At 63.6% G+C, this 23569-nt stretch carries 23 protein-coding genes; 11 read left to right on the forward strand and 12 right to left on the reverse strand.

Translation table 11 applies throughout. The features are described from left to right. Positions 1 to 161: 161 nt before the first annotated feature. A complete protein-coding gene (locus tag AC0L2J_RS12225; RefSeq protein ID WP_473389973.1) occupies positions 162 to 1190 on the reverse strand; it encodes an ATP-binding protein in 1029 nt (342 codons plus the stop codon). A 180-nt stretch (positions 1191 to 1370) separates the two neighbouring features. On the opposite strand from AC0L2J_RS12225, the gene yajC reads away from it, so the two are divergent. The 6 genes from yajC to AC0L2J_RS12255 are packed head-to-tail and all read left to right on the forward strand — an operon-like array spanning position 1371 to position 7035. Continuing rightward, the gene (yajC, locus tag AC0L2J_RS12230; RefSeq protein WP_007610701.1) at positions 1371 to 1736 is read left to right on the forward strand and encodes a preprotein translocase subunit YajC; all 366 of its coding nucleotides are present in this window, start codon (positions 1371 to 1373) and stop codon (positions 1734 to 1736) included. A 59-nt stretch (positions 1737 to 1795) separates the two neighbouring features. After that, positions 1796 to 3400, forward strand: a complete 1605-nt coding sequence (gene secD / locus AC0L2J_RS12235; protein WP_007610700.1) for a protein translocase subunit SecD — start codon at positions 1796 to 1798, stop codon at positions 3398 to 3400. Between the two features lie 15 nt (positions 3401 to 3415). Continuing rightward, entirely contained in the window at positions 3416 to 4441 is a 1026-nt protein-coding gene (gene secF / locus AC0L2J_RS12240) for a protein translocase subunit SecF (protein ID WP_473389977.1), read from the forward strand. Positions 4442 to 4501: 60 nt separating this feature from the next. Further along, complete coding sequence (locus AC0L2J_RS12245) at positions 4502 to 4885, forward strand: Mth938-like domain-containing protein (RefSeq protein ID WP_007590678.1); 384 nt, start codon at positions 4502 to 4504, stop codon at positions 4883 to 4885. Then, positions 4882 to 5745, forward strand: a complete 864-nt coding sequence (locus tag AC0L2J_RS12250; protein ID WP_473389980.1) for a phytoene/squalene synthase family protein — start codon at positions 4882 to 4884, stop codon at positions 5743 to 5745. Before AC0L2J_RS12245 ends, AC0L2J_RS12250 begins: the two co-directional genes overlap by 4 nt. 45 nt (positions 5746 to 5790) lie before the next feature. Further along, entirely contained in the window at positions 5791 to 7035 is a 1245-nt protein-coding gene (locus AC0L2J_RS12255) for a threonine ammonia-lyase (protein WP_007610694.1), read from the forward strand. Positions 7036 to 7046: 11 nt separating this feature from the next. On the opposite strand, the gene AC0L2J_RS12260 is transcribed toward AC0L2J_RS12255, so the two are convergent. Beyond that, positions 7047 to 8600: a winged helix-turn-helix domain-containing tetratricopeptide repeat protein gene (locus AC0L2J_RS12260; RefSeq protein ID WP_473248956.1), complete on the reverse strand. Its 1554-nt coding sequence runs from the start codon at positions 8598 to 8600 to the stop codon at positions 7047 to 7049. Positions 8601 to 8726: 126 nt separating this feature from the next. Between AC0L2J_RS12260 and AC0L2J_RS12265 the strand changes: the two genes are divergently transcribed. After that, positions 8727 to 9188: a cupin domain-containing protein gene (locus AC0L2J_RS12265; protein ID WP_007610684.1), complete on the forward strand. Its 462-nt coding sequence runs from the start codon at positions 8727 to 8729 to the stop codon at positions 9186 to 9188. 69 nt (positions 9189 to 9257) lie between these two features. Here the strand turns inward: AC0L2J_RS12265 and AC0L2J_RS12270 are convergent, their stop codons facing one another. The 7 genes from AC0L2J_RS12270 to AC0L2J_RS12300 form a co-directional block, all read right to left on the reverse strand. Further along, positions 9258 to 10436, reverse strand: a complete 1179-nt coding sequence (locus AC0L2J_RS12270) for an aminotransferase class V-fold PLP-dependent enzyme (protein ID WP_473389984.1) — start codon at positions 10434 to 10436, stop codon at positions 9258 to 9260. A gap of 95 nt (positions 10437 to 10531) precedes the next feature. Next, positions 10532 to 11110, reverse strand: coding sequence for a CAP domain-containing protein (locus AC0L2J_RS12275; RefSeq protein WP_473389987.1), 579 nt, complete (start codon positions 11108 to 11110; stop codon positions 10532 to 10534). Positions 11111 to 11195: 85 nt separating this feature from the next. Then, positions 11196 to 12290: a serine/threonine protein kinase gene (locus AC0L2J_RS12280; RefSeq protein WP_473389991.1), complete on the reverse strand. Its 1095-nt coding sequence runs from the start codon at positions 12288 to 12290 to the stop codon at positions 11196 to 11198. Between the two features lie 7 nt (positions 12291 to 12297). Continuing rightward, entirely contained in the window at positions 12298 to 13725 is a 1428-nt protein-coding gene (trmFO, locus tag AC0L2J_RS12285; protein ID WP_473389995.1) for a methylenetetrahydrofolate--tRNA-(uracil(54)-C(5))-methyltransferase (FADH(2)-oxidizing) TrmFO, read from the reverse strand. Between the two features lie 125 nt (positions 13726 to 13850). Next, a complete protein-coding gene (locus tag AC0L2J_RS12290) occupies positions 13851 to 14003 on the reverse strand; it encodes a DUF1127 domain-containing protein (RefSeq protein ID WP_007590701.1) in 153 nt (50 codons plus the stop codon). Positions 14004 to 14474: 471 nt separating this feature from the next. Continuing rightward, positions 14475 to 15299: a lytic murein transglycosylase gene (locus AC0L2J_RS12295; protein ID WP_007610675.1), complete on the reverse strand. Its 825-nt coding sequence runs from the start codon at positions 15297 to 15299 to the stop codon at positions 14475 to 14477. A 130-nt stretch (positions 15300 to 15429) separates the two neighbouring features. Next, positions 15430 to 16338 carry a DUF2189 domain-containing protein gene (locus tag AC0L2J_RS12300; protein ID WP_007610673.1) on the reverse strand — a complete coding sequence of 303 codons (909 nt, stop codon included), beginning with the start codon at positions 16336 to 16338 and terminating at the stop codon, positions 15430 to 15432. A 332-nt stretch (positions 16339 to 16670) separates the two neighbouring features. Here AC0L2J_RS12300 and AC0L2J_RS12305 point away from each other — a divergent pair, with 332 nt between their 5' ends. Beyond that, positions 16671 to 17054, forward strand: coding sequence for a DUF3597 domain-containing protein (locus AC0L2J_RS12305; protein ID WP_007610669.1), 384 nt, complete (start codon positions 16671 to 16673; stop codon positions 17052 to 17054). 52 nt (positions 17055 to 17106) lie between these two features. On the opposite strand, the gene AC0L2J_RS12310 is transcribed toward AC0L2J_RS12305, so the two are convergent. Next, positions 17107 to 17382 carry a GNAT family N-acetyltransferase gene (locus tag AC0L2J_RS12310; protein WP_473389998.1) on the reverse strand — a complete coding sequence of 92 codons (276 nt, stop codon included), beginning with the start codon at positions 17380 to 17382 and terminating at the stop codon, positions 17107 to 17109. 384 nt (positions 17383 to 17766) lie between these two features. Further along, positions 17767 to 18123, reverse strand: coding sequence for a hypothetical protein (locus AC0L2J_RS12315; protein WP_473390000.1), 357 nt, complete (start codon positions 18121 to 18123; stop codon positions 17767 to 17769). A 94-nt stretch (positions 18124 to 18217) separates the two neighbouring features. Between AC0L2J_RS12315 and AC0L2J_RS12320 the strand changes: the two genes are divergently transcribed. The 3 genes from AC0L2J_RS12320 to AC0L2J_RS12330 all read left to right on the forward strand — a co-directional run bounded on the left by AC0L2J_RS12320 (position 18218) and on the right by AC0L2J_RS12330 (position 21298). Beyond that, positions 18218 to 18715: a hypothetical protein gene (locus tag AC0L2J_RS12320; protein WP_473390003.1), complete on the forward strand. Its 498-nt coding sequence runs from the start codon at positions 18218 to 18220 to the stop codon at positions 18713 to 18715. 105 nt (positions 18716 to 18820) lie between these two features. Then, complete coding sequence (locus AC0L2J_RS12325; RefSeq protein WP_473390006.1) at positions 18821 to 20428, forward strand: acyl-CoA synthetase; 1608 nt, start codon at positions 18821 to 18823, stop codon at positions 20426 to 20428. A gap of 9 nt (positions 20429 to 20437) precedes the next feature. Next, positions 20438 to 21298: a PCC domain-containing protein gene (locus AC0L2J_RS12330; protein ID WP_473390008.1), complete on the forward strand. Its 861-nt coding sequence runs from the start codon at positions 20438 to 20440 to the stop codon at positions 21296 to 21298. Between the two features lie 16 nt (positions 21299 to 21314). Here AC0L2J_RS12330 and AC0L2J_RS12335 read toward each other — a convergent pair whose 3' ends face one another. After that, the gene (locus AC0L2J_RS12335; RefSeq protein ID WP_473390010.1) at positions 21315 to 23387 is read right to left on the reverse strand and encodes a DUF1217 domain-containing protein; all 2073 of its coding nucleotides are present in this window, start codon (positions 23385 to 23387) and stop codon (positions 21315 to 21317) included. Positions 23388 to 23569 lie beyond the last annotated feature (182 nt).

A 23569-nucleotide genomic window follows, 5' to 3' on the forward strand; every position in this document is an offset into this window, starting at 1 on the left:
ACCTCCCCCCCCCCCCCCCCCCCCCCCCCGGGGGGGCGCCCCCGCGGGCGGGGGGGGGCCCCAGACCCCCGCGGCCCCTCTATTCAACACACCCTTCTCTGCAATCCTGCACCCCCCGCTTGCGGGGGCGATGACAGTTTTGGGTTGGGCTATGACTGTGGCTACGTCGCCGTCAGCTTCACGCCGAGCCGGCCCGCAAGCTCCTGCACGAACTGCCAGGCGACGCGGCCCGAGCGCGAACCGCGCGTCGTCGACCATTCAAGTGCCTCGCGCTCCAGCGCGTCATCGTCGACCTTGACGCCGAAATGGCTGCAATAGCCCCGCACCATGGCGAGATATTCGTCCTGGCTGCAGCGGTGGAAGCCAAGCCAGAGGCCAAAGCGATCCGACAGCGAGACCTTCTCCTCGACGGCTTCGCCGGGATTGATCGCGGTCGAGCGCTCGTTCTCGATCATCTCGCGCGCCAGCAGATGGCGGCGGTTGGAGGTGGCGTAGAGGATGACGTTCTCCGGCCGACCTTCGATGCCACCTTCCAGCACCGCCTTGAGCGATTTGTAGGACGCATCATTGCCGTCGAAGGAGAGATCGTCGCAGAACACGATGAAGCGGAAGGACGAGGCGCGTAGCTGCTCCATGAGGGTCGGCAGGCTCTCGATGTCCTCGCGATGAATCTCGATCAGCTTCAGTCTGTCGGCCGGTTTGCGCTCCGCGTTTATGCTGGCATGCGCCGCTTTCACCAGCGACGACTTGCCCATGCCGCGCGCGCCCCAGAGCAGTGCGTTGTTGGCGGGCAATCCGTTGGCGAAGCGCTCGGTGTTCTCCATCAGGATGTCGCGCATCCGATCGACGCCCTTGAGCAGGAACAGTTCGACGCGGCTGACCCGCGGCACCGCCGCAAGGCGGCCGTCCGGGTGCCAGACGAATGCATCTGCCTGCTTGAACGACTCGCGTTCGGCGGCGGGCTTGCCTCGAGCGGAGAGATGCGCCGCGATCGTCTCCAGCGCGCGAACGATGCGCTCCTGGGAGACGCTTTGGTTGGCCTTCGAAGTCGTCTTGGAAGTCGCCTTGGAAATCGTCTTGAAAGCCGCTTTGACGGCCGCCTTGGGACGTTTTGCCGCGACGCCGGCTGGCTTCGCGGCAGGGGTGCGGGGGCCTTTGCCGGCCGGGCTTTTGCTTGGTTTTTGGGGCATGTCCGAAGTTCCTGAGAATGCAGCCTTATCGGGCCTGAGCGCGCGCCGCAAGGTGGCTAAAAGGGCGGTCTGGCAGCGTTGCAATTGGGGCAATGGCCGCTATAGTCCGCGCGAATTTGACCGAACCGGTCGCCATCTGGGCCTGACCGGTTTTCCCCCGTTCTCACGAGGATCGTCCGAATGCTGATTACCCCTGCGTATGCCCAGGCTGCGGGCGCCGGCGACACCAGCGGCATGTTGATGTCGCTGCTGCCGTTCGCCCTGATCTTCGTGATCATGTACTTCCTGATTCTGCGTCCGCAGCAGAAGAAGGTCCGTGACCACGCCGACCTCGTGAAAAACATCCGCCGCGGCGACACCGTGGTGACCTCGGGCGGTCTCGTCGGCAAGGTCACCAAGGTCGTCGACGACGACCAGATCGAGTTCGAGATCGCCGATGGCGTGCGGGTGCGGCAGATGCGCTCGATGGTCTCCGGCGTGCGCGCCAAGGGGGAGCCGGCCAAGGAATCCAAGGAAAGCGCCAAGGAAGACGCCGCGTCGAAGTAAGTGCTTCCGCGAGTCTCTCAAGTTTTCCTGCAAATCTCCTGATCTGACAGGTCCAGTCGATGTTGTATTTCACGCGGTGGAAGGCGCTCGGGATTATCCTGACGGCGCTGATCGTGTGCCTCTGCGCGGTCCCGAACTTCTTCTCCGAAGCGCAGGTCAAGACCTGGCCCGCCTGGGCGCAGCGGAAGCTCGTGCTCGGCCTCGATCTCCAGGGCGGCTCCTCTTTGCTGCTCGAGGTCGATTCCAACTATGTGAAGAAGGAAAAGCTCGATCAGATCCGCGACGACGTCCGTCGCGTGCTGCGCGAGGCCAAGATCGGCTTTACCGGCGGCGTCACCGTGCGCAACGACGCGGCCGAGGTTCGCATCACCAAGGAATCCGACCAGCAGCCGGCGCTGGCCAAGCTGCGTGATTTGGCCCAGCCGCTCGGCGGCCTGATGGGATCCAGCGGTCAGCGCGACCTCGAAGTGACTGACGCCGGGGGCGGATTGATCCGCCTGAGCATCCCGCAGGGCGCGATGCTCGACCGTTTGCGCAAGACCATCGAGCAGTCGATCCAAATCGTCGAGAAGCGCGTCAACGAGCTTGGCACCGTCGAGCCTATCATCCAGCGTCAGGGTAACGACCGCATCCTGGTGCAGGTCCCCGGCCTTCAGGATCCGACCCGCCTGAAGGAGCTGCTGGGCAAGACTGCGAAGTTGGAATTCCGCATGGTCGATCCCTCGGTGCCGCCAGACCAGGCGCAGCAAGGCACGTTGCCGCCGGACACCGAGTACCTGCCGAGCGCCTCGCCGCCGCCGCCCGGCGAGGTGGTCAAGAAGCAGGTGCTGGTTGCGGGCGGCGATCTAACCGACGCCCAGGCGACCTTCGACCAGCGTAGCAATGAGCCGGTCGTCAGCTTCAAGTTCAATAGCTCGGGTGCGCGCAAGTTTGCGCAGGCCACGCAGGAGAATGTCGGGCTGCGCTTCGCAATCATTCTCGACAACAAGGTGATCTCCGCGCCGGTCATTCGCGAGCCGATCACCGGCGGCCAGGGCCAGATCTCCGGCAGTTTCACCGTGCAGTCGGCCAACGACCTCGCGATCCTCTTGCGCGCCGGCGCGCTGCCGGCGCCACTGACTGTCGTGGAGGAACGCACTGTCGGGCCGGGCCTCGGCCAGGACTCGATCGAGAAGGGCGAACTTGCTGCTTATGTCGGTTCGATCATGGTCGTCGTGTTCATGCTGTTGACGTATCGGCTGTTCGGCGTGTTCGCCAACATCGCCGTCTGTATCAACGTTGCCATGATCTTCGGCCTGCTGTCGCTGCTCAGCGCCACGCTGACCCTGCCGGGCATCGCCGGCATCGTGCTCACGGTCGGTATCGCGGTCGACTCCAACGTGCTGATCTATGAGCGCATCCGCGAGGAATTGCGCGGCGGGAGAAGCCCGATATCGGCGATCGACGCAGGCTTCAAGCGGGCGCTTGCCACCATTCTCGACTCCAATATCACCACCTTCATCGCCGCTGCAGTGCTGTTCATGATCGGCACCGGTCCGGTGCGCGGCTTCGCAGTGACGCTCGGCATTGGCATCATAACCACCGTCTTCACCGCCTTCACAATGACCCGCCTGATCGTCGCATGGTGGGTGCAGTGGAAGCGGCCGAAGACCGTGCCGATTTGATCATCGAGGCCGGCTGTGACCACTACTCAAATCGTTCTCATCTCCCTCGGCGTCGTCATTGCCGTGCTGACCGTGGTCAGCGTGCTCGGGCTGCTGCCGTCGCTGCGCATAGTGCCGGATGACACGCATTTCGACTTCACCCAGTTCCGCCGCATCTCGTTCCCGATCTCGGCGACGCTCTCGATCCTCGCCATCGTGCTGTTCTTCACGCACGGCCTGAATTTCGGCATCGACTTCAAGGGTGGCACCCTGATGGAGGTGCGTGCCAAGTCGGGCACGGCGGACATTGCGCAGATGCGGTCCACCCTCGGCAGTCTGGGCCTCGGAGAAGTCCAGCTGCAGCAATTCGGCGGCCCCGCCGACGTGCTGCTTCGCGTTGCCGAGCAGCCGGGCGGCGACAAGGCGCAGCAGGCAGCTGTCGACAAGGTCCGCGCTGCCCTCGGCGACTCCGTGGACTATCGCCGCGTCGAGGTGGTGGGGCCGCGTGTCTCCGGCGAACTGCTGAGCTACGGCATGCTCGGCCTGATGCTGGCGATCGTCTCGATCCTGGTCTATCTCTGGTTCCGCTTCGAGTGGCAGTTTGCGCTCGGCGCCATGATCGCCAACGTGCACGACATCGTGCTGACGATCGGCTTCATGTCGATCAGTCAGGTCGATTTCGACCTGACCAGCATCGCGGCGCTTCTGACCATTTTGGGCTATTCACTCAACGACACCGTCGTCATCTACGACCGCATCCGTGAAATGCTGCGGCGCTACAAGAAGATGCCGATGCCGCAGCTCCTCAACGAGTCCATCAACTCGACGCTGTCGCGCTCGATCATCACCCATTTCACTGTGACGCTGGCGCTGCTGGCCCTGCTGCTGTTCGGCGGCCATGCGATCCACAGCTTCACCGCGGTGATGATGTTCGGCGTGGTGCTGGTCGGCACCTATACCTCGATCTTCATCGCGGCCCCGATCCTGATCTATCTCGGCGTCGGCGAGCATCGTGAAGATTCGGTCGATAAGGCTACGCCCGCGAAGAAAAGCAAGGCATGATCCGAACCGGATGCCCTCGCAGGAGTTTGCGAGGGCAGTAGGCTCCTTCGGACGAAGCTCATGGCCGGCGATCCCAACGCACCGCATTTCCCCCGCTCGGCGCCGATCGAAGCTTATGGCAAGGGCGGCTTTGCCTTTGCCGGCATGTCGCATCGGGGATCGCTGCTTTGCCTGCCCGACGCGATCTGGGCCTGGGACATAACGGACCCCGCGAAGATCGACCGCTATTCGCTGGATCGAGTCTTCAAGTCCGCCAACAGCATCGACACGCTCCTGATCGGCACCGGAACCGGAGTCTGGCTGCCGCCAGCGGAACTGCGCCAGGCGCTTAAAGCGGCGAGGGTGGTGCTGGATACGATGCAGACCGGTCCCGCCGTGCGTACCTACAACATCATGATCGGCGAACGGCGGCGCGTCGCGGCCGCGCTGATCGCCGTGCCATGAGTGGCTCCGCGCCGCCGCCGGATTCTGCCGCGTTCTGTGCTGACCTCGTGCGCAGCCACGACTTTCCGCGCTATGCCGCGACCCTGTTCGCGCCTGCTGCCGAGCGCCGCGCGCTGCTGGCGCTCTATGCCTTCAATGTCGAGATCGTCCGCGTCCGCGACCAGGTGACCCAGCCCTTGCCCGGTGAAATCCGCCTGCAATGGTGGACCGACATGCTGTCGGGCCAGGTCCATGGCAGCGCCGAGGGCAATCCGGTGGCGGCGGAGCTGCTCCGCGCAATTCGTGATTTCGACCTGCCGGTCGAACCGCTGTCGCTACTCGCCGACGAGCATCAATTCGATCTCTACAACGACCCAATGCCAACAATGGCGGCGCTGGAGGGCTACCTCGCGGCGACCTCATCGGCGCTGTTCGATCTCGCCGCCCGGATCATGGGACCATCGTCGGAGGCGGCCGAGCATCTCGCCCGCCATGCCGGGCTGGCGCAGGGCATCGTAGAGGTCATCGCCAATCTGCCGCGCGATGCGGCGCGCCGGCAATTGTTCCTGCCGCAGCAGGTGCTGGCGAGCCACGATTGCGACGTGGAAGACGTCTTCGCCGGCAAGGAGACGCCAAACTTGCGCGCCGCGCTGGACCAGCTCTTGGCCGAGGCGCGGCAACATTTGACGACGGCCTTGTCGCTGCTGGTGGAGGTGCCGGCATCAGTGCGTCCAGCGTTCCTTCCGCTCGGACAAGCGCGGGCCGACCTCAAGCGCCTGTCGCAGCCCGGGCGCAATCTATTTACGCCGCAGCCGTCATCGCGGCTGCATACGCTGTGGACGCTTTGGCGGGCTTCACGTTCGCGGGAATTTACCAAATAGCGGTTGGCTTATCGCCGGAGCCGGGCAAATGCTCTATGCTGTCCTATGGCTGAGTTGTCCCAAAGCATCTCCTCTGATCTCAGCGGCCTTCCGGTCGCACCTGATGACATCCATGCCGCCGCCGAGACGATCCGCGGCGCCGTCGTCGAGACGCCCTGTAGCTACAGCCGAACGCTGAGCCATATCTGCGGCTCCGACATCTGGCTGAAATTCGAGAACCTCCAGTTCACGTCCTCGTTCAAGGAGCGCGGTGCGCTCAACCGCCTCACGGCGTTGACGCCGGAGGAGTGCGCGCGGGGCGTCGTCGCGATGTCGGCGGGTAACCACGCGCAGGGCGTCGCCTATCACGCCAAGCGGCTCGGCATTCCCGCCACCATCGTCATGCCGGTCGGCACGCCCATGGTGAAGGTCGAAAACACCAGGCATCACGGTGCCGAGGTGGTGGTGACGGGCGCCACGCTGGAGGAGGCGGCCACGTATGCGCGCAGCCACGGCGAAGCCCGCGGCATGATCTTCGTCCATCCCTATGACGATCCGCTCGTCATCGCGGGGCAGGGCACGGTCGGGCTCGAAATACTCAAGGCCGTGCCGGAGCTCGATACGCTGGTCGTCCCGATCGGCGGCGGTGGCCTGATCAGCGGGATCGCCATTGCCGCGAAATCGATCAAGCCGTCGCTGCGGATCCTCGGCGTCGAGGCCTGGCTCTACCCCTCGATGTACAACGCCATCCACGGCGGCAATCTGCCGGCACGTGGCGACACGCTCGCCGAAGGCATCGCGGTGAAATCGCCTGGCAGGATCACGACCGAAATCGTCCGCCGCCTGGTCGACGATATCGCGCTTGTGAACGAAGCCGAGCTCGAGCGCGCAGTCGCGACCTTGATCTCGATCGAGAAGACAGTCGTCGAGGGCGCCGGCGCCGCCGGTCTCGCCGCACTGATGTCGGACCCGTCCCGTTTCGCCGGCCAGAAGGTCGGGCTGGTGCTGAGCGGCGGCAATATCGACACGCGGCTGATCGCATCGGTCCTGACCCGCGAGTTGGCGCGCGAGGGGCGGCTCACCCAGCTGTCGCTCGACATCCCCGACAGGCCCGGCCAACTGGCTGCGGTCGCGGCACTGCTGGCCGAGGCCGGCGCCAACATCATCGAGGTCTCGCACCAGCGCACGTTCTCGGATCTTCCGGCCAAGGCGACGCTGCTGCAACTGGTGATCGAGACTCGCGACAGCGCCCATCTCGACGAGGTCATGGCGAAGCTTGGCGCATCCGGATTGAGTGCGCGCTGTACCTGATTGGCGCGACGTTATTCCGGCAGGCCGGCGGCACGAAGCGCCTCGCCAAGGGACGACGCAAGCGACGGGGAACAGTTAACGCCTGAGAACTGCCGGCTGTAGCGAAACGTCGGGTGCAACTCGAGCACCCGGGCGGCCGCCGCCCTCGCTTCTTCCAGACGTCCGAGCTTTGCGAGCGCCGCAGCCAGTTGCACATAGGTAATGCTGTGTCGAGGATTGGCCTGAACCGACCGGTAGGCCGCACGACATGCTTCTTCATATCGACCGCGGTGGAAGTGACCCATGGCTTGCGCGTCGAACGCAGCAAAGGCCCAGGGATCGAACGGACTGAGCCGCACGCCCCTTTCGCTCCACTCGATGGCGCGGTCGGCTTCGCCGCTCCAACCGAGCATGACGCTGCCGAGGATGTAGGTCAGCGCCGATGATGGGCTGATGGCGAGTGCGGCGTCGAGTGCAGTGAATGCTGCGGAACGATCGTGCCCATCCATGCCGATCGAAAAAGCCGCAAGGGTGAGAGCAAGCGCGTCATCCTGTCCGTGGATCAGAGCCGACCGTGCATGATGGATCGACGCGGCCCGATTGACCGCCTGCAAACCGGCTCGAAGGAACAGGCAATGGTGGCACATTGCGGCATTGCCGTGCGCTAGCGCATAAGTGGGCTCAAGCGCGATCGAACGTGCGAGCAGCACAAGGGCTTGCGTGACCTGCTCTGGCATTCCGGAATCGACATCCGGCTGGGCCCGCAGGACAAGATCATAGGCATCGAGGCTGTCGGGCCGTTGGCGCTTGACCCTGTTGAATTCGGCGCGCCGCAGGCTCGGCGCAATGGCGCCGACGACCGATAGGGCGATGTCATCCTGGAGGGCGAAAACGTCCTCGGACCCGCGGTCGTAGCGCTCGGCCCACACATGCCCGCCGGTCGACGTATCGATCAACTGACCAGTGATGCGGACCGTTGTGCCGGTCTTCCGGACGCTGCCTTCCAGCACATACCGGACGCCAAGCTCGCGGCCGACCTGTTTCAAGTCTACCGCACGGCCCTTGTATATGAACGTCGAATTCCGCGCGATTACGAACAGCCAGTTGATGCGCGACAGTCCGGTGATGATGTCGTCGACCATCCCTTCGGCAAAGTAGTCTTGCTCTGCATCACCGCTCAGGTTCGCGAAGGGCAAGACCGCGATTGACGGCCTGTCAGGCAACATCAGCGATGGCGCTGCGGAGGCGGCGGATGCGTGATCCCGATGGGACGTCGTAACGGAGGGACCCACATAGCGATAGCCACGCCGTGGCAGGGTCTCGATCCAGCGGGCCTCTCCAGAGATATCTGCCAAAATGCGCCGCACAGCAGCGATTTGGACGGTCAAATTACTGTCCTCGATTGCCTGGGCAGGCCACGCCGCCTCGATCAAGGCTTCCTTGGACACCGGCGCGCCGGCCCGTTGCACGAGCAGGGCCAAGAGCAGGACGGCTCGCTGGCCGAGGGGGATCGGCTCGGCACCGTGGAAAAGGATTCCTGCATCGGCGTCGAGACGGAATGGACCAAATTCAAGGATCATGGCCATTGCCAAAGAAGGGCACATTTCGGAGGTTTTTTGCAATGTTTTCCGAACGGCTTCACCACTTTCAGGAGCCGCTGGATCACCATGGCGTGGTTTTCAGCAGAGCCGCACCGAGCCATGGAGGGTCACATGAACGCCAAACCGCTCATCCGCAGGTCCGGCGAGACCAAGGGAATCATGCTGCGCGGTCAACCGATGGCCTTCCTGGTAACCGGCGAAGATACAAAGCACACCAGCATGTTCGACTGGACGATACCGGCAGGGTTCGCCACAGGCCGGCACGTTCATCGCGTGCAGGAAGAGACCTTCTACATGCTGGAGGGCGAGTGCGAATGGCATGTCGGTGACGAAGTCGTCCGAGCGGCACCGGGGACCTATCTCTTCATTCCCCCCGGCGTCCCGCACAACATCACCAACGTCAGCGAGAAGCCAGCGCGCGTGCTCATGACGGTCTCTCCACCGGGACACGAACGCTACTTCGAGGAATTGGCCAAGCTGACCGCAAGCGGAGCCCCGGACGCGAAAGCCATCAGTGAATTGCGCGCCCGTTTCGACACCGACCAGCTGTCGGCGCTGACAACGAAAGGTTGAAGGCCATGTGCTGGGGCGACGGCGGATCGGCTTCGAACTCGATTCGGTCGAGCAGGTTCTTGCGCCTTGCTATCGGGGCGTCAAAGCTTCCAGGTGGGCGATCAGCCGATCGATCTCGGCTTCCGTATTGTAGTAATGCGGGGAGGCGCGCACCACCGGGGGCAGCGCGCGAATTTCGGCATCGATGCGCGTGCTCGATGGATCTGACGCACCGATCGTGATGCCGGCGGCGGCCGCGTCGCTGACGATCGTGTCCGCCTCGTACCCTTCCACCGTGAAGCTGACGATGGCTCCCGGCGCGCGTCCGAGGTCGCGAACTCTGATGCCGCGAATGGTCGCAAGGCCGCCCCTTAGGCGGTCCGCCAACATGCGGCAACGCTGCTCGATGGGGCCGATCCCGATATCGAGGGCATAATCGACAGCCGTGCCCAGCCCAAGCCGGGCTGCGTAGTTGTTCTCCCAGGTTTCGAAACGGCGCGCATCGTCACGCAGCCGATAAGCGTCCCGCGAGACCCAGGGTGCGGCGAAGTGGTCGATCATTGGCGGTTCGAGCCGCTGCAGCATCGCCCGGCGGACGTAGAGAAAGCCGGTGCCGCGCGGGCCGCGGAGGAATTTACGCCCGGTCGCCGACAACATGTCACAGCCGATGGCCTCGACGTCGACCGACATCTGTCCGACCGCCTGGCAGGCGTCGAGCAGATAAGGAATGCCTCGCGCTCGCGCGATCTTGCCGACGGCCGCAGCCGGATTGACCAGCCCGCCATTGGTCGGAACCCATGTGATCGCAATCAGCTTCACGCGCCCATCGATCATGCGTTCGAGCGCGTCGAGGTCGAGTTCGCCGCTGGCATCGCTCGGTACGATATCGATCGCGACGCCTGTTCGCTTGGCGACCTGAAGAAAGGCGACATAGTTGGCCGCGTACTCCGCCTCGGCAGTCAGGATCCGATCGCCCTTGCTAAATGGAAGCGCGTAGAAAGCCATCTGCCACGCAACCGTCGCGTTCTCCATAAGGGCGATCTCATCTGGCGCGGCATTCAGCAGGCGCGCCACTGAGCCGTAGACTGAATCAAGCCGGCGGGACTCACGGTCGGCGGCGGCATAGCCTCCGATCTCGCTCTCCAGATCGATGTGTTCCTTCATCGCCGCAACAACCGGCGCCGGCATCAGCGCCGCGCCCGCGTTGTGGAGATAGGCGAGCCGAGAGGCAGCCGGCGTGTCGCGGCGAATTCGGTTGATATCCATCATCCATGCCTCCGCGTCTCGCGATCCTCGTGCATGGATTAAACGCGTCGAGGGATGCGGGCAAGATGGCCGGGCTTGGTCTCAGATCGGGCTTGGTCTCAGATGCAGAGGCCGAGCAGCTTGATGTGGCAACCGCTGGATTTCGGCTTGCTCGCGGGCGCGGCCTCGCGCTTCACGGCAACCAGAGGTTCCCCGTCTTTTTTGCCTTTGCCTTTGCCCTTCGGTTCGTAGTCGCCGGCGATCACCATCGCCCAATAGGTGCGTTTGCCGCTGGCGTTTTTCGCGCTCGCGATCCCCACGCGGGAAGCGTTGTGCAGCAGCAAATTCTTGCGGTGTCCCGACGAGTCGATCCACTGTCCGAGGGTCTTCTCGAAATTGTCGTAGCCGTAGGCGATGTTCTCGGCGGCGCGGCCTGCGCCGGCCGGTGCGACGCGGCGGTTGAACGGGCCGAGGGCGTCGTGACTGAGGTCGTCCTTCGTCGCCATCGCGCGCGCCTGGTCCATGGCGATGCGGTCGAGGGTCGAATCGCGGACGACGCGGACCTCACCATGCTTGAGGCGGAAGCTGGAGATCAGCTCGGCCGGAGCCTCGGCCATTGCGGGCGTGGTGGCGAGCAGCAGAAGGCCGGCGATCAGGCTGCCAACCACACGATGCACCATTGTCCCCCGACTGCCCATGACCCCGCCAAGTCCTCCCGCCAAGCCCCGAATTATCCGATCGCTTCTCTATCGCCAATGTGGACGCTTCAAGGCGTGATCCACGCTAGCCAGCAGGCAGGTCGGCCTCGAAATTGAAACGGTCGCGCAGGTTCTTGCGCTGCTCCAGGATGTCCTTGAGGAAGGCGCGGTCCTGATCGTTCTTCATCATCGGCTCGATCAGGTCGAGCTGGTTCATGGCGACCAGTTGCAGGATCTCTGTGCGCGGCTTGCCGTCGGCGTTGCGTGGCAGTGCGTGCACGACCTGGATGTGTTCCGGGGGCTTCGGCCCGTTGGCGGCGGTGAGCTCGTTGCGCAATTGGCCTTCGAGCGCGGCCTGATCGGCTTCGACGAAGGCATAGAGGCCGACACCGGAGCGGCGGTCGGCAAAGGCGACGATGGCGGTGTCGCGCACGGCGGGGTTCTTGCGGATCAATTCCGTCAGCACCGGCGCGTCGTTGACGAGCCTTCGGCCGCCGCCTTCACGGTCGGTGAAGTTGAACAGGCCGCGCGTGATTGCCCGATAGACCTTCTTTCCGGTGGCGAGCCAGAGGCTGGCGGCGAACGACTTCTTCGCCAGGATCTTTCGCTCGCGCGGCGTCAGCGCCTCGGGTGCGTAGGAGCGCTTGTGCTTGAGCAGATGCCGGAGATCTTCATAGGCGAGGATGCGATAAAGCCGGCTGCGACGGTCGAAGCAGGCCGCGAGCTGGAAGTCCGTCACATAGGCGCGACCGTCGCGGCCGACCAGCCAGTTCTGTTCCTTGGCAAGATCGTTGTGGCAGATGCCGGCGCGGCGCAGCCGTCGCAGCGCGGCCTTCGCCGAGCGAAAATAGGCGAGGTCGCCATGCGGTTTCGCCAGATGCAGCGCGACACCATCGACGAAGCTGCGCACCAGCGCGCGGCGTCCGGCCCACAGCAGCTCCGGCCCGACATCGAGGCCCTTGGCGAGAGCCAGCGCATGCTTCTCGCGGGCGAACAGATGGCGCGCCAAAAGGAATGACCACCACGGCACCTCGTCGAGGCGGCGCAGCACCGCCTCGACCTCGCCGTCATCGTCGCGGAATCGGCCGCGCTCGACGGTCGAGAACACGTCGCGCTTGAGCAGCACGCCCTCGGTCCAGCGCGCGGAGAGTGTTGCGGCGTCGTCTTTGGGAAGGTTCATCGAAAACTCACGCCGCAGCGGCAATGCGCAGGTGATCGGCGATCCAGCGATCGAGATCGGCGAGCGCCAGCGCGCTCATCGCCTGCTTTTTGGCCACCGTCTTCTCATTCCCGCGCAGCCGGCTTCCGTCGGGCTTCTTCGTCGGTGCGCTGGCGAGCGGCGGGAACAGACCGAAATTGATGTTCATCGGCTGGAACGAGCGCGTGCCGGGCTCGATGGTCTCGATATGGCCGCCGGTGATGTGGCCAAGCAGGGATCCGAGCGCCGTCGTGACCGGCGGACTCGCAAGCGTCTCGCCGCGCACCTCCGCTGCCGCATAGAGACCGGCAATCAGGCCGACGCTGGCGGATTCCACATAGCCCTCGCAGCCCGTCATCTGGCCGGCAAAGCGCAGCCGCGGCTGCGCCCGCAGGCGCAACTGGCCGTCGAGCAGCTTTGGCGAGTTGAGAAAGGTGTTGCGATGCAGGCCGCCAAGGCGAGCAAATTCGGCCTTCTCCAGCCCCGGAATGGTGCGGAAGATGCGTTGCTGCTCGCCGTATTTCAGTTTCGTCTGGAAGCCGACGATGTTGTAGAGCGTGCCGAGCTTGTTGTCCTGGCGCAGCTGCACGATCGCGTAGGCCTTTGTAGTGGGATCGTGCGGATTGGTGAGGCCGACCGGCTTCATCGGCCCGTGGCGAAGAGTCTCGGCGCCGCGTTCCGCCATGACCTCGATCGGCAGGCAGCCGTCGAAATAGGGCGTGTTGGTCTCCCATTCCTTGAACTCGGTCTTCTCGCCGGCCACCAGCGCGGCGACGAAGCCGTCATACTGCTCCTTTGTCATCGGGCAGTTGATGTAGTCGGCGCCGGTGCCGCCGGGACCGACCTTATCGTAGCGCGACTGGAACCAGGCCACTGACATGTCGATGGATTCGCGGTGCACGATCGGCGCGATCGCGTCGAAGAAGGCGAGGGCGTTCTCGTCGGTCAACTCGCGGATCGCGTCGGCCAGCGGCGCCGAAGTGAGGGGGCCGGTCGCAACGATGACGTTGCTCCACTCGGCCGGCGGCAGGCCTGCGACCTCGCCGCGGGCGATCTCGATCAATGGATGATCGTTCAGCGCCTTGGTGACGGCCGCCGAGAAGCCGTCGCGGTCCACCGCCAGCGCGCCGCCGGCGGGCACCTGGTTGGCGTCGGCTGCGCGCATGATCAGCGAATCGAGGCGGCGCATCTCGGCATGCAGCAGGCCGACGGCGTTGTTGGCGGCATCGTCCGAGCGGAACGAATTGGAGCAGACGAGCTCGGCAAGCCCGTCGGTGCGGTGCGCCTCGGTCATGCGGGTCGGCCGCATCTCGTGCAGCACCACGGGCACGCCGGATTTGGCCACCTGCCAGGCGGCTTCGGAGCCGGCAAGGCCTGCGCCGATCACGTGCACGGTATTTGATTGGGGTCCTGTCATGGGCGGACAGGTAGCGCTTTTCGGCGATCAGTGGAATCGCCGAGATCGAGTTTTCTGCCTCCGGATGCGACAACGCCCGCACGAGGCGGGCGCTATCGGTTCGTCCGGTTAAGGGCTGAACGATATCAGCCCTGATACTGACCGGCGGCAACGCGCGGGATGTCCGAGCGATCGAGGCCGATATCGGCCAGCTCGCGATCGCTGAGCTGGGACAGCTCGGCAACATTGCGCTGATAGTCCCGGAAAGCCTGGATCATGCGGATGAGCGAGAGCAGCATTGGTAGTCTCCTGTAGTTCGATTCAGCTCTTGCCCGAGCCTCATCGTTGAAATGAATATAGGTGAGAGTGGTGCAGTGCGAAAGTTCCAATGTTGCGATGCAGCTAAGCGCTGGGTGCATGGCATTGGTAACGGACGATTAACCCAGGAGCACTCGCGCCCAAAGGGTGGGCGGAAGGGGAAAAGGGGTGCTGAAAATGCCCGTTAATTCACGGATTTATCGCAGTTCAGTCGGTTCCATTTAAGTGCAAATAGGTTGCTTTTAGGTTGTCTGCAAGCTGATTGCCTAGCTCCTATACCCAAGTCTTGCATGCGCGAATCGCATGCTCGTTGAGTACTAGAAATGAATCATAATTCATTTACCGGCACGTGCGGTACACTTCGCCAGCCGTGGGCAGCGGTGCGACTGGACCGGCGGATCGACATGACGAGGGTGCTGGTTGCAGTGCACACGCGCCGAACTATGGGGCTGCTAGGGGGCGCGCGCGAGCTGGGTCGCAAAATACGCGATGGTCTTCGAGTAAACCTCGCTCTTGTTCCACTGCTGCAGCACGGCGAAATTCGGACTGCCCGGCTGCCAATCCTTACCCTTCTGCCAGCCGTACCCGGCGAGATAGTTCGCGGTGGAGGCGAGCACGTCGGGGGCGTTGTGCAGGAGATCGCGCTTGCCATTGCCGTCGAAATCGACGGCGTATTTCATCCATGACGACGGCATGAACTGGGTCTGTCCGAGCTCGCCGGCCCACGCGCCCTTCATCTCGGCCGGTGCGAGGTCGCCGCGCTGGACGATGCGGAGCGCATCCAACAGCTCGGCGCGAAACTGCTCGGAGCGCCGGCAGTCATACGCCAGCGTCGCCAGCGAGCGGATGGTCGCGAACTTGCCGGTATTGACGCCGAAATCGGTCTCGAGACCCCAGATCGCGACTAGCACCTCGCCAGGCACGCCGTAGGTCTGCTCGATACGCGACAGCACCGAGCCGTATTGCTTCATCATGTTGGAGCCGCGCGTCATGCGCGGCGGCACCATGCGGCCAGAAAATTCCTCGAAGGTTTGGCTGAAGACCTTCTGCGAGCGGTCGCGGTTGAGCACGTTCTGATCGAGCGTCACACCAGCGAGCCCGGCGGAAATGGCCTGTGGCGAGACGCCTTTGGCCGCGGCGTCGGTTTTGAAGTCTGCAAGCCACGCGTCGAAATTGCCCGAACCGCAGGCAACAGCGGCGAGCGCTGGCTGAGCGGATAGGATGGACGCGGTGATGGCTAAAGCTGCGAGGGCGAGACGAGAAATCGTCGGGGTCATTCGAGCAAATAAATTCCGTGAAGTGATCTGACCGGCGGGCGCAATCTCGATGGTAACCGCGGCCAAAGCAAGGCGTATGACAGTGCGCGATCCTGCCCGCACCGGGGCAGGATCGCATGTCACGATATCGTCAGGCGTCGGACCGATTGCGCCAAGGGAAGAGGTTGGCGGGGAAATCGGCGGCCGGCTTGCGTGGACGATGCGGGGGAGGCGGCACCGGACGCGCGCCCGGATCGGCCGCGATCACCTTGCGGTAGAGATGCCAGGTGGCATGGCCGAGCACGGGGACCACCACGGCAAGGCCGAGGAAGGCGGGAATCGTGCCCAGCGCCAGCAGGACGGCCACGATCAGGCCCCAGGCCGCCATCGGCACCGGATTCTTCGCGACGACGCGCAACGACGTCACCATGGCCTCGAACGCGCCGGCATGGCGGTCGAGCATCAGCGGGAACGACACAGCACTGATGCAGAGAGCGGCAAGGGCGAACAGGAAGCCGGTGCCGCAGCCGACCACGATCAGCCACCAGCCTTGCCGGCTCGTGAGAACGCGCGTCAGAAAATCCGATATCCCGGATGCGCCTTCATAGCCGAAAGCGGCGACGTAGATCGCCTGCGCGGTCGCAACCCAGGTCACGAACAGGGCTAGCAGCAGCGCGCCGAGACCGAGCATGGCGCCGAAGGAGGGCGAACGCAGCACCTCCATGGCATCCCAGGCGCTGGCCTCTTCATAGCGCTCGCGCCGGCTGGAGAGCTCGTAGAGACCGAGAGCGGCGAACGGGCCGATCAGCGCGAAGCCCGCGGCCAGCGGAAACAACAACGGCAGCACTGAATAGCCCATCACCACGCGGGCGAGCACGAGGCCCAGCACAGGATAGATCACGCAGAGGATGATGGCGTGGCTCGGCACCGCCTTGAAATCTTCCCAGCCGCGCTTGAGCGCATCGTGCAGATCGGAGAGTTGGATGGTTCGGATCACCGGTCCAGCCGCTTCGGCGGTCTGGCCCATAGTTGGGACATTGCCCTGGTAGAGTGTGGCCATGGTCGCTAGCTCCCTTGCCATGCGGCCGCATCTGGCGCCAGCAAACGGCGCAAGCGGCCGCTATTCTGAGTTTCGCGATCCCGACCAGACGCGAATTCCGGATGGCATCGCGAACTGAACGTCAAGCGTACGCCCATTTGCGAGTCCTGTCCCTCACGCTTGGGTGAGATTCGATGCCGCAGCGCAACCTCGACGATGTCATTCGGCCGTCATTTCGCCGCAGATAAGCTGATGCTGCGTATTGGTTCGCGGAACTTCGCGGGCGCAATGACGCAACTTGGTCTATAAGGGCCGCTCAAGGCCCTTCCACGGGTCCTTTTCGGGGAGCAGACATGAGCATTTTCGGGAAAATTATGGGCGCGATCTTCGGTAGCCATCCAGCTTCTGCCGCGCCCGCAGGCAGCGCACCATCGGGCAGCGCGCCCGCGGGGGAAGCGCCGGGCGGATCGGCGCCAGCGGTGGACGTTGCATCGATCGTCGACGCGGCGGTCGCCGCGCACAAGGGCGAGAAGCTGGAATGGCGCACCTCTATCGTCGATCTCATGAAGGCGCTCGACATCGATTCCAGCCTCGCGGCGCGCAAGGACCTCGCCAAGGAGCTCGGCTACAGCGGCGACACCAACGATTCCGCGACCATGAACGTCTGGCTGCACAAGCAGGTGATGTCCAAGCTCGCCGCGAATGGCGGCAAGCTGCCGCCGGAGATCAAGCACTGACCGATCGCCCGGTCATAACCCAAGGGCCCGCGATCGCGCGGGCCCTTTGCATTCAGGCGACGAGATCCGCATCTTCCGGATGCCTGTCGAGATAATCGACGACGAAACCGCAACCGGCGATCACCTTCCTGCCGTCGCGGCGGATCAATTCCAGCGCGCCCTTGACCAGCTCGGAGCCGATGCCGCGGCCGCGCAGCGCGCGCGGCGTCTCGGTGTGGGTGATAATCACCGCCGACGGCGTCAGCCGGTAATTGGCGAAGGCGATTTCGCTGCCGACATCGAGCTCGAAGCGGCTTCCGTCCTTGTTGTCCCGTACCGATGGCGCCATGCAAAATCCTTCCGACGTACTGCTTGCCTCTGATTTAGGCGCCTGAACCGGCCCTTGCCATGGTGCGACCAAGAGCGGTTGCCGCAGGGGAGATATCCGGAAACTGCGTGTCCCGCTCAGCCTCATCGTGCAATCGCCGAATACGACCAGGCCATCAAGCTCGATCCGCGTCGACTAAGGCGAGGCGATCCGTGTTGCGCCGACCGACGCGCGCGGCTCGGCGACAAACAGGGTACGATTGCCGATTTCAGGAAGGCGCCGGAATTGAAACCGGGCCTGCAGACCGCACAGGAGTGATTGCGGAAGCTCGGGGCGTTGTAGCTCTCGGTCGCTTCTCGCGACGACGGGGCTGGACTTCCTCCGGGTCCTGATAGTCCGGATGCTTCAATCGGTCGCCTTGGCGAGCCTGGAATCCTCCGGCTGCGCCTGCGGGTGCAGGCAGCCCTGGCAGATGACGAGGGAACGGTTGACCCTGGCGTCCCGTTCAGCCTCGATGCCATCCTGCGCCTGCCACCATTCCTTCGAATAGGGCTGAAGCCCGGCTTGCGATCTGTTGCGCTCGGATCGGGCCGTCCGTGCTGGTTCTGAAGCGGCGCGCGGGTGATTGGGATTTTCGCCGGCGCCGTCCCAGGCATAGCGCGCAGGCTTGAAGACGGGATCGGAGGCGAGGTGCGCTTGTGGGCCCACGGCACATCCGGCAAGCGCCAGCGATAACAGGAGGAGGGCGGGCGCTTTGACCATGATGCGGCACTCTGTACGCGAGAACTGACCAAGGTTGCGCCGATCATGTTTAAAATTCCCTGAACGATCGCGGCTGCGCTGACGACCAATGCCAATGCGATATCTGATCCTCCTGCTCGTCCTGTTCGCAACCGCTGCGCGCGCCGAGAACGCAAAGCCGTTCAATCCTGTCGACTATCCGCCGGGCGTGCAGAAGGCCGTGCGCTACGCGAACGAGGAATGCGAGAGCCAGGGCGGTGGCGCGGTCACTTTTGCGCCCGATACGGTGCGCAGGATCGATCTGACCGGCGACGGTCGCGCCGACTACATCGTCGATTTCAGCGAGACCAGATGTGGCGATCGCGAGACGACCTATTGCGGAACCGGCGGCTGCGTCATGAACATCCTGGTCACGTTGCCGGACGGCAGCGTGCAACCCGTCTTCGATGGCCGTGTCCGCGGCTACGAGATCAAGCCAAAACCAATGAAGCGGGGTGCGGCGCGCACCATCCGCTTCGATCTGCATGGCAGCTATTGCGGCGGCTTTGGTGCGCAGGCCTGCGTCAAGGAGAAGGCCGTTACGGCAACACCATTCGCATTCAGGCAGCCGTAGGGCAGGCGTGCGGCCGACGGTCTTGCGAGGTCGTGGGCGATGGCGATAAATGGGCTGCAATGAGCGGGCGGCTCGCGTGCCGTCCGCCGCCGAAGAGGAAGCCCGATGCAGCCCCTGCGCATGTCCCGCCGCGTCATGAATCTCGCTCACATGTTGACCCAGAATGCGCGGCGGCATGGGGCGCGTCCCGGTTTCGTCTGGGGCGACAGGTCCTGGACCTGGCGGGAGATCGACGCGCAGGTCTCGGCGCTGGCGGCTGCCCTCGCGGCGCGCGGCATCGCGAAGGGCGACCGCATCCTCGTCCATTCCAAGAACGGCGATGAGATGTTCTTCTCGATGTTCGCCGCGTTCCGGCTCGGCGCGGTCTGGGTACCCACCAATTTCCGCCTGATGCCGGACGAGGTGACTTATCTTGCGCAGGCCTCCGGGGCGAAGGCGTTTCTGTGCCATGTCGATTTTCCCGAACACGCGGCGGCCGTGAGCGGTGGCGCGCTGGAATTCACCTGGAGCGTCGGTGGCAAGGCCTCGTTCGGCGAGCGCTCGGTGGCCGATGCCGTTGGTTCGCAGGCCGGCGCCGTGGTCGAGAACGTCGCGGTCGAGCACGACGATCCCTGCTGGTTCTTCTTCACGTCGGGCACCACCGGCCGCTCCAAGGCTGCGGTGCTCACCCACGGTCAGATGGGTTTTGTCGTCACCAACCACCTCGCCGATCTCACCCCCGGCGTCACCGAATCGGATGCCTCGCTGGTGGTGGCGCCGCTGTCGCATGGCGCGGGCGTGCATCAGCTGGTGCAGACCGCGCGCGGCGTGTGCACCGTGCTGTTGTCGACCGAGAAATTCGACATCGACGAGGCGTTCCGCCTGATCGAGGCGCATCGGGTCAGCAATCTCTTCGTGGTGCCGACCATTCTGAAGATGATGGTCGAGCATCCCGCTGCCGACAAATACGATCATTCCTCGCTGCGCCAGGTGATCTATGCGGGTGCGCCGATGTATCGCGAGGACCAGAAGGCTGCGCTGAGGAAGCTTGGCAAGGTCATCGTGCAGTATTTCGGCCTCGGCGAGGTGACCGGCAACATCACCGTGCTGCCGGCGGCGCTGCATGATCCCGAGGACGGGCCGCACGCGAAGATCGGCACCTGTGGCTTCGAGCGTACCGGCATGCAGGTCTCGATCCAGGACGACGACGGCCGCGAACTCGGCGCCAACCAGAGCGGCGAGATCTGCGTGATCGGCCCCGCGGTGCTTGCCGGCTATTACGACAATCCCGAAGCCAATGCGAAGGCGTTCCGCAACGGCTGGTTCCGCACCGGCGATCTCGGTCACATGGACGAGAAGGGGTTCGTCTACATCACGGGACGAGCCTCCGACATGTACATCTCCGGCGGCTCCAATATCTATCCGCGCGAGATCGAGGAGAAGATCCTGACCCATCCTTGCGTCGGCGAGGTTGCGGTGCTCGGCGTGCCCGATGCGACCTGGGGCGAGGTCGGCGTTGCCGTCTGCGTCGTCCGCGAAGGCGCGAAGCCGGTGAGCGAAGCGGAGATGGCGGCATTCCTGTCGCCCAAGGTACCGCGCTACAAGATGCCGAAGCGGTTCTTCTTCTGGGAGGCCTTGCCGAAATCCGGCTACGGGAAGGTTCCCAAACGGATGGTTCGCGACGAGCTCGAGGCGCGCGGCCTGCTCGATCTCGACAAGACACGGACGGGCTGAGCAAAGGTCATGCGCAGCATCAAGCAGCCTGGCGTGCCGGTCGCCGAACGCATCCAGTGGGTGGAGGCGAGGGGACGCGCTTTCTCTTTCACGCTTCAAGCAGGTCTGCCGCTGCTGGAGGCGGCACGCCGTGGTTTTGCCGCGGAGGGATTGGCCGGCGGTGTGCTCAACTTCGGGCGCGGCGCGCTCGGGCCGTTCGGGTATGTCATGCCGGCGCTGTCGAAGACCAGCGAGAACGCCGCGTTCTACAGCGACACATTCCGACCGGGCGGCGTGACGCGCACCAGGCTCGCCAGCATGACGCTGGGCATGCGCGATGGCGCGCCGTTCTTTCATTGCCATGGGCTGTGGACGGAGGCCGATGGCCGCGCCGGTGGCGGCCACATGCTGCCGGACGAGACTGACGTCGCCGAGCCGTTCGAGGTCGAGGCCTTCGGTCTCGATGGTGCGATGTTCAGCGCAGAGCCCGATCCCGAGACCAATTTCAAGCTGTTCGGGCCCGTGGCGGCTGCGCGCACCGGCGCACGCACGACCAGCCGCGCTTTCGCGCTGCGGCTGCGCCCCAATCAGGATTTTGCCTTCTGTCTCGAAGACTTCTGCCGCGCGCAAGGCATCGCGCGCGGCAGGATCCATGGCGGTGTTGGTTCGACCATCGGCGCCCGATTTACCCATGGCGGGGTGACCGAGCCCTTCGCGACCGAGCTTGCGGTGACAGCCGGCACGATTGCGGCCGGCTCCTCCGGCGCGCTCGAAGCCGCACTCGACGTCGCGCTGATCGACTGCACCGGCGGCATGGCGGAGGGCCGTCTGATCCGTGGCGACAATCCCGTGCTGATGACCATGGAGCTGGTGCTCGAGGTGTTGGGCTAGCCCCGGCGAGCGATCATCAGTGGGCGCGTAGCTTGGCAATGGCCAAGTACGTGGAGTCACTGATCCCCGAACTCGATCCCTGAAACAGGTTGAGCAGGGGGGATTGGCCCTGGCCGGTGCTCTGGCTGTTTCTGATGTCATACATGGCGGAGAAACGGTTCAGCAGCTTCGTAACCTTCGCGGAATCGGACAGATCCTTGATCTTCATGAACCTGTCCACGAACTTGGCCTGCTGATCGATCGGCATCGCCGCCATCGAGTCAGGCAGATCGAAGGTGGTCCTGAACACCTCCGAAAGAGCCTTGTCGGCCAAGATGTCGTACGCGGACGTGATGTCCCCCGCCTTTCGCTGGAAATAGAGCGCCAGGCGCACGCCGGGATTGGCATCCCCTTGCTGCTGCTCCAGGCTTTGCTCGACATAGTTCGCCTGTGTTTCCCGGAACTGATCCCGCTTCTGCGGACCCATCATCGGAAGACGCGCGACGTTGCCTTTGCTGTCGAAATTGAACGACGCCACGATTTCGGCGAAGCGAGGATCGTTCTCGGTGTTCGCGAAGCTCTTTGGATCGTTCAGATCGGAGGCGAAGACCTTCTTGAGAAAATCGGTGCTGACCTTCCTGGGATCCAGACCCTTGGCCAGGAGAATGAAATCGACCATCGGCCTGTTTGCGAGAAGATCGGAAACACTGTCGATGCCGGCGATGGCTTGCTGATATTCCGTCGCATCCTTCGTGGCCTGTGCCCGAACTGCGGCCTGCTGCTGGGGAGTTGCCGTGCTTGCGCTCTTCACCGCGCCAATGACGTAGTCCTTCGCGATCTGGAGGACTTCAGCCGAGTCCTGAGCCACCAAGGGGGTGGTCAGATTGCCCTTTGCGTCGAAGTTGAAGGCGCGGGCCAGTCCCAAATATCGGTCGTCCTTGAGGGTATACACGTAGCTCTTGGGGTCGTTGATGTCGCTTTCGAGCACGGCCTTCACAGTCGCCGGCGACACGTTTGCGGGATCGAGGCCGACGGCTCCCAGCGCAAAATCATATACGCCTGGTGTCGATACGAACGCCTCGACTGAATTGATCTTGAGGATGGCAGTTCTGAATTGCCTGATTGCGAAAGCTTCGTTCAACGGGCTTGCCGCCGAATAGACGGCGGACTTGCTGTCGTCGAACTTCTGTTTCGTGATCGTGACATTTGCAGCAGTCTGCGCCGACACACCTGACGGAAGCGACCCGTCGGAGGAAAATTCGAACGCGCCGGCCAGGTCGACGAACCCGCCAATCGTCCCTATCTGGTCGCTGAGGCTGGAAATGCTGCTCGCATATGACTCCAAATGATGCTTTTCGACCAGGATCTGGACGTTCAACTGGGTCACGTTCGCGCCCGGTTGCGAGAGTTGGGCGGTGTAATTGGCGATATTCAATTTGGCGGCGCTGACATCTGATTGGGCTTGAGCAAGCTGGGTGTTGAGGCCAGTCAGCTGAGACGCAAAAGTGGTGTTGACGTAGCTGTTTGGATCGGATGGATCGCTGCGCAAGACCTGGCTTATCGTGTCACGCGACCACTTGCTTTGATCGATCCCGTACGCCGAATAAACATAGTTGCGAAGACGGTCGTTGTTCAGGAGCTGGTCTGCACTGCTGATGTTGCCGATTTCGGCGCTGTAGTAATTGGAGTCGCTGGCAAGTGCATCGACCTGGTTTTTCCTGGTCGCCGTGTACAGACCGATCATCTCGTCGGTCTGGTTCTCCGATTGCGCAACCGGCGTTGCACTGCCATTGAAGGAAAATGCCGCGGCGAACTCGCGGTAACGCTTGTCGACCAGCTTGTTGACAAAGCTGTTTGCGTCGGAGAGGTCGCTCTCCAGCACCTTTTTCATGAAGGCCTTGGCGTAGGCCATGTCTTCGAGGCCGTATGCCTTCGTTGCATAATGATAAAGGCGATAGTCTTTCATGAAGTCATCGACGGACTTCACCTTGCCGATGTGGGCTTTGTAATAGGCGGCCTCGCGCGCCACGTCCTGTTGCTGTTCGACCCGCGTCAGGGACTGCTTGAGATTGCGCGTGATGTAGCTGTAACTGAAATAGGTCGATACCATCGCGCACTCCTCGCGGCTCTTGCGGTCCCGGACGTCCGTCAATCATTGCGGGGTCGCGAGGTGGGGGCTGGCTTCATGCCAGGAAACTGTCTCAGCTGCGTCTTCCCAGGACGATTCTGGTTCACATTCTCAGGTTACAATTTGCGTCAAGTGACGGATACGGGGTTTTGTTGCCGTTTGTT

This window comes from Bradyrhizobium sp. MV1.5 (assembly GCF_055807615.1).

Excerpts from the sequence above, each read along its gene's own strand:
- AC0L2J_RS12225 (WP_473389973.1), bottom strand. The coding sequence starts at position 1,190 with ATGCCCCAAAAACCAAGCAAAAGCCCGGCCGGCAAAGGCCCCCGCACC.
- yajC (WP_007610701.1), top strand. The coding sequence starts at position 1,371 with ATGCTGATTACCCCTGCGTATGCCCAGGCTGCGGGCGCCGGCGACACC.
- secD (WP_007610700.1), top strand. The coding sequence starts at position 1,796 with ATGTTGTATTTCACGCGGTGGAAGGCGCTCGGGATTATCCTGACGGCG.
- AC0L2J_RS12245 (WP_007590678.1), top strand. The coding sequence starts at position 4,502 with ATGGCCGGCGATCCCAACGCACCGCATTTCCCCCGCTCGGCGCCGATC.
- AC0L2J_RS12250 (WP_473389980.1), top strand. The coding sequence starts at position 4,882 with ATGAGTGGCTCCGCGCCGCCGCCGGATTCTGCCGCGTTCTGTGCTGAC.
- AC0L2J_RS12255 (WP_007610694.1), top strand. The coding sequence starts at position 5,791 with ATGGCTGAGTTGTCCCAAAGCATCTCCTCTGATCTCAGCGGCCTTCCG.
- AC0L2J_RS12260 (WP_473248956.1), bottom strand. The coding sequence starts at position 8,600 with ATGGCCATGATCCTTGAATTTGGTCCATTCCGTCTCGACGCCGATGCA.
- AC0L2J_RS12265 (WP_007610684.1), top strand. The coding sequence starts at position 8,727 with ATGAACGCCAAACCGCTCATCCGCAGGTCCGGCGAGACCAAGGGAATC.
- AC0L2J_RS12270 (WP_473389984.1), bottom strand. The coding sequence starts at position 10,436 with ATGATGGATATCAACCGAATTCGCCGCGACACGCCGGCTGCCTCTCGG.
- AC0L2J_RS12275 (WP_473389987.1), bottom strand. The coding sequence starts at position 11,110 with ATGGGCAGTCGGGGGACAATGGTGCATCGTGTGGTTGGCAGCCTGATC.
- AC0L2J_RS12280 (WP_473389991.1), bottom strand. The coding sequence starts at position 12,290 with ATGAACCTTCCCAAAGACGACGCCGCAACACTCTCCGCGCGCTGGACC.
- trmFO (WP_473389995.1), bottom strand. The coding sequence starts at position 13,725 with ATGACAGGACCCCAATCAAATACCGTGCACGTGATCGGCGCAGGCCTT.
- AC0L2J_RS12290 (WP_007590701.1), bottom strand. The coding sequence starts at position 14,003 with ATGCTGCTCTCGCTCATCCGCATGATCCAGGCTTTCCGGGACTATCAG.
- AC0L2J_RS12295 (WP_007610675.1), bottom strand. The coding sequence starts at position 15,299 with ATGACCCCGACGATTTCTCGTCTCGCCCTCGCAGCTTTAGCCATCACC.
- AC0L2J_RS12300 (WP_007610673.1), bottom strand. The coding sequence starts at position 16,338 with ATGGCCACACTCTACCAGGGCAATGTCCCAACTATGGGCCAGACCGCC.
- AC0L2J_RS12305 (WP_007610669.1), top strand. The coding sequence starts at position 16,671 with ATGAGCATTTTCGGGAAAATTATGGGCGCGATCTTCGGTAGCCATCCA.
- AC0L2J_RS12310 (WP_473389998.1), bottom strand. The coding sequence starts at position 17,382 with ATGGCGCCATCGGTACGGGACAACAAGGACGGAAGCCGCTTCGAGCTC.
- AC0L2J_RS12315 (WP_473390000.1), bottom strand. The coding sequence starts at position 18,123 with ATGGTCAAAGCGCCCGCCCTCCTCCTGTTATCGCTGGCGCTTGCCGGA.
- AC0L2J_RS12320 (WP_473390003.1), top strand. The coding sequence starts at position 18,218 with ATGCGATATCTGATCCTCCTGCTCGTCCTGTTCGCAACCGCTGCGCGC.
- AC0L2J_RS12325 (WP_473390006.1), top strand. The coding sequence starts at position 18,821 with ATGCAGCCCCTGCGCATGTCCCGCCGCGTCATGAATCTCGCTCACATG.
- AC0L2J_RS12330 (WP_473390008.1), top strand. The coding sequence starts at position 20,438 with ATGCGCAGCATCAAGCAGCCTGGCGTGCCGGTCGCCGAACGCATCCAG.
- AC0L2J_RS12335 (WP_473390010.1), bottom strand. The coding sequence starts at position 23,387 with ATGGTATCGACCTATTTCAGTTACAGCTACATCACGCGCAATCTCAAG.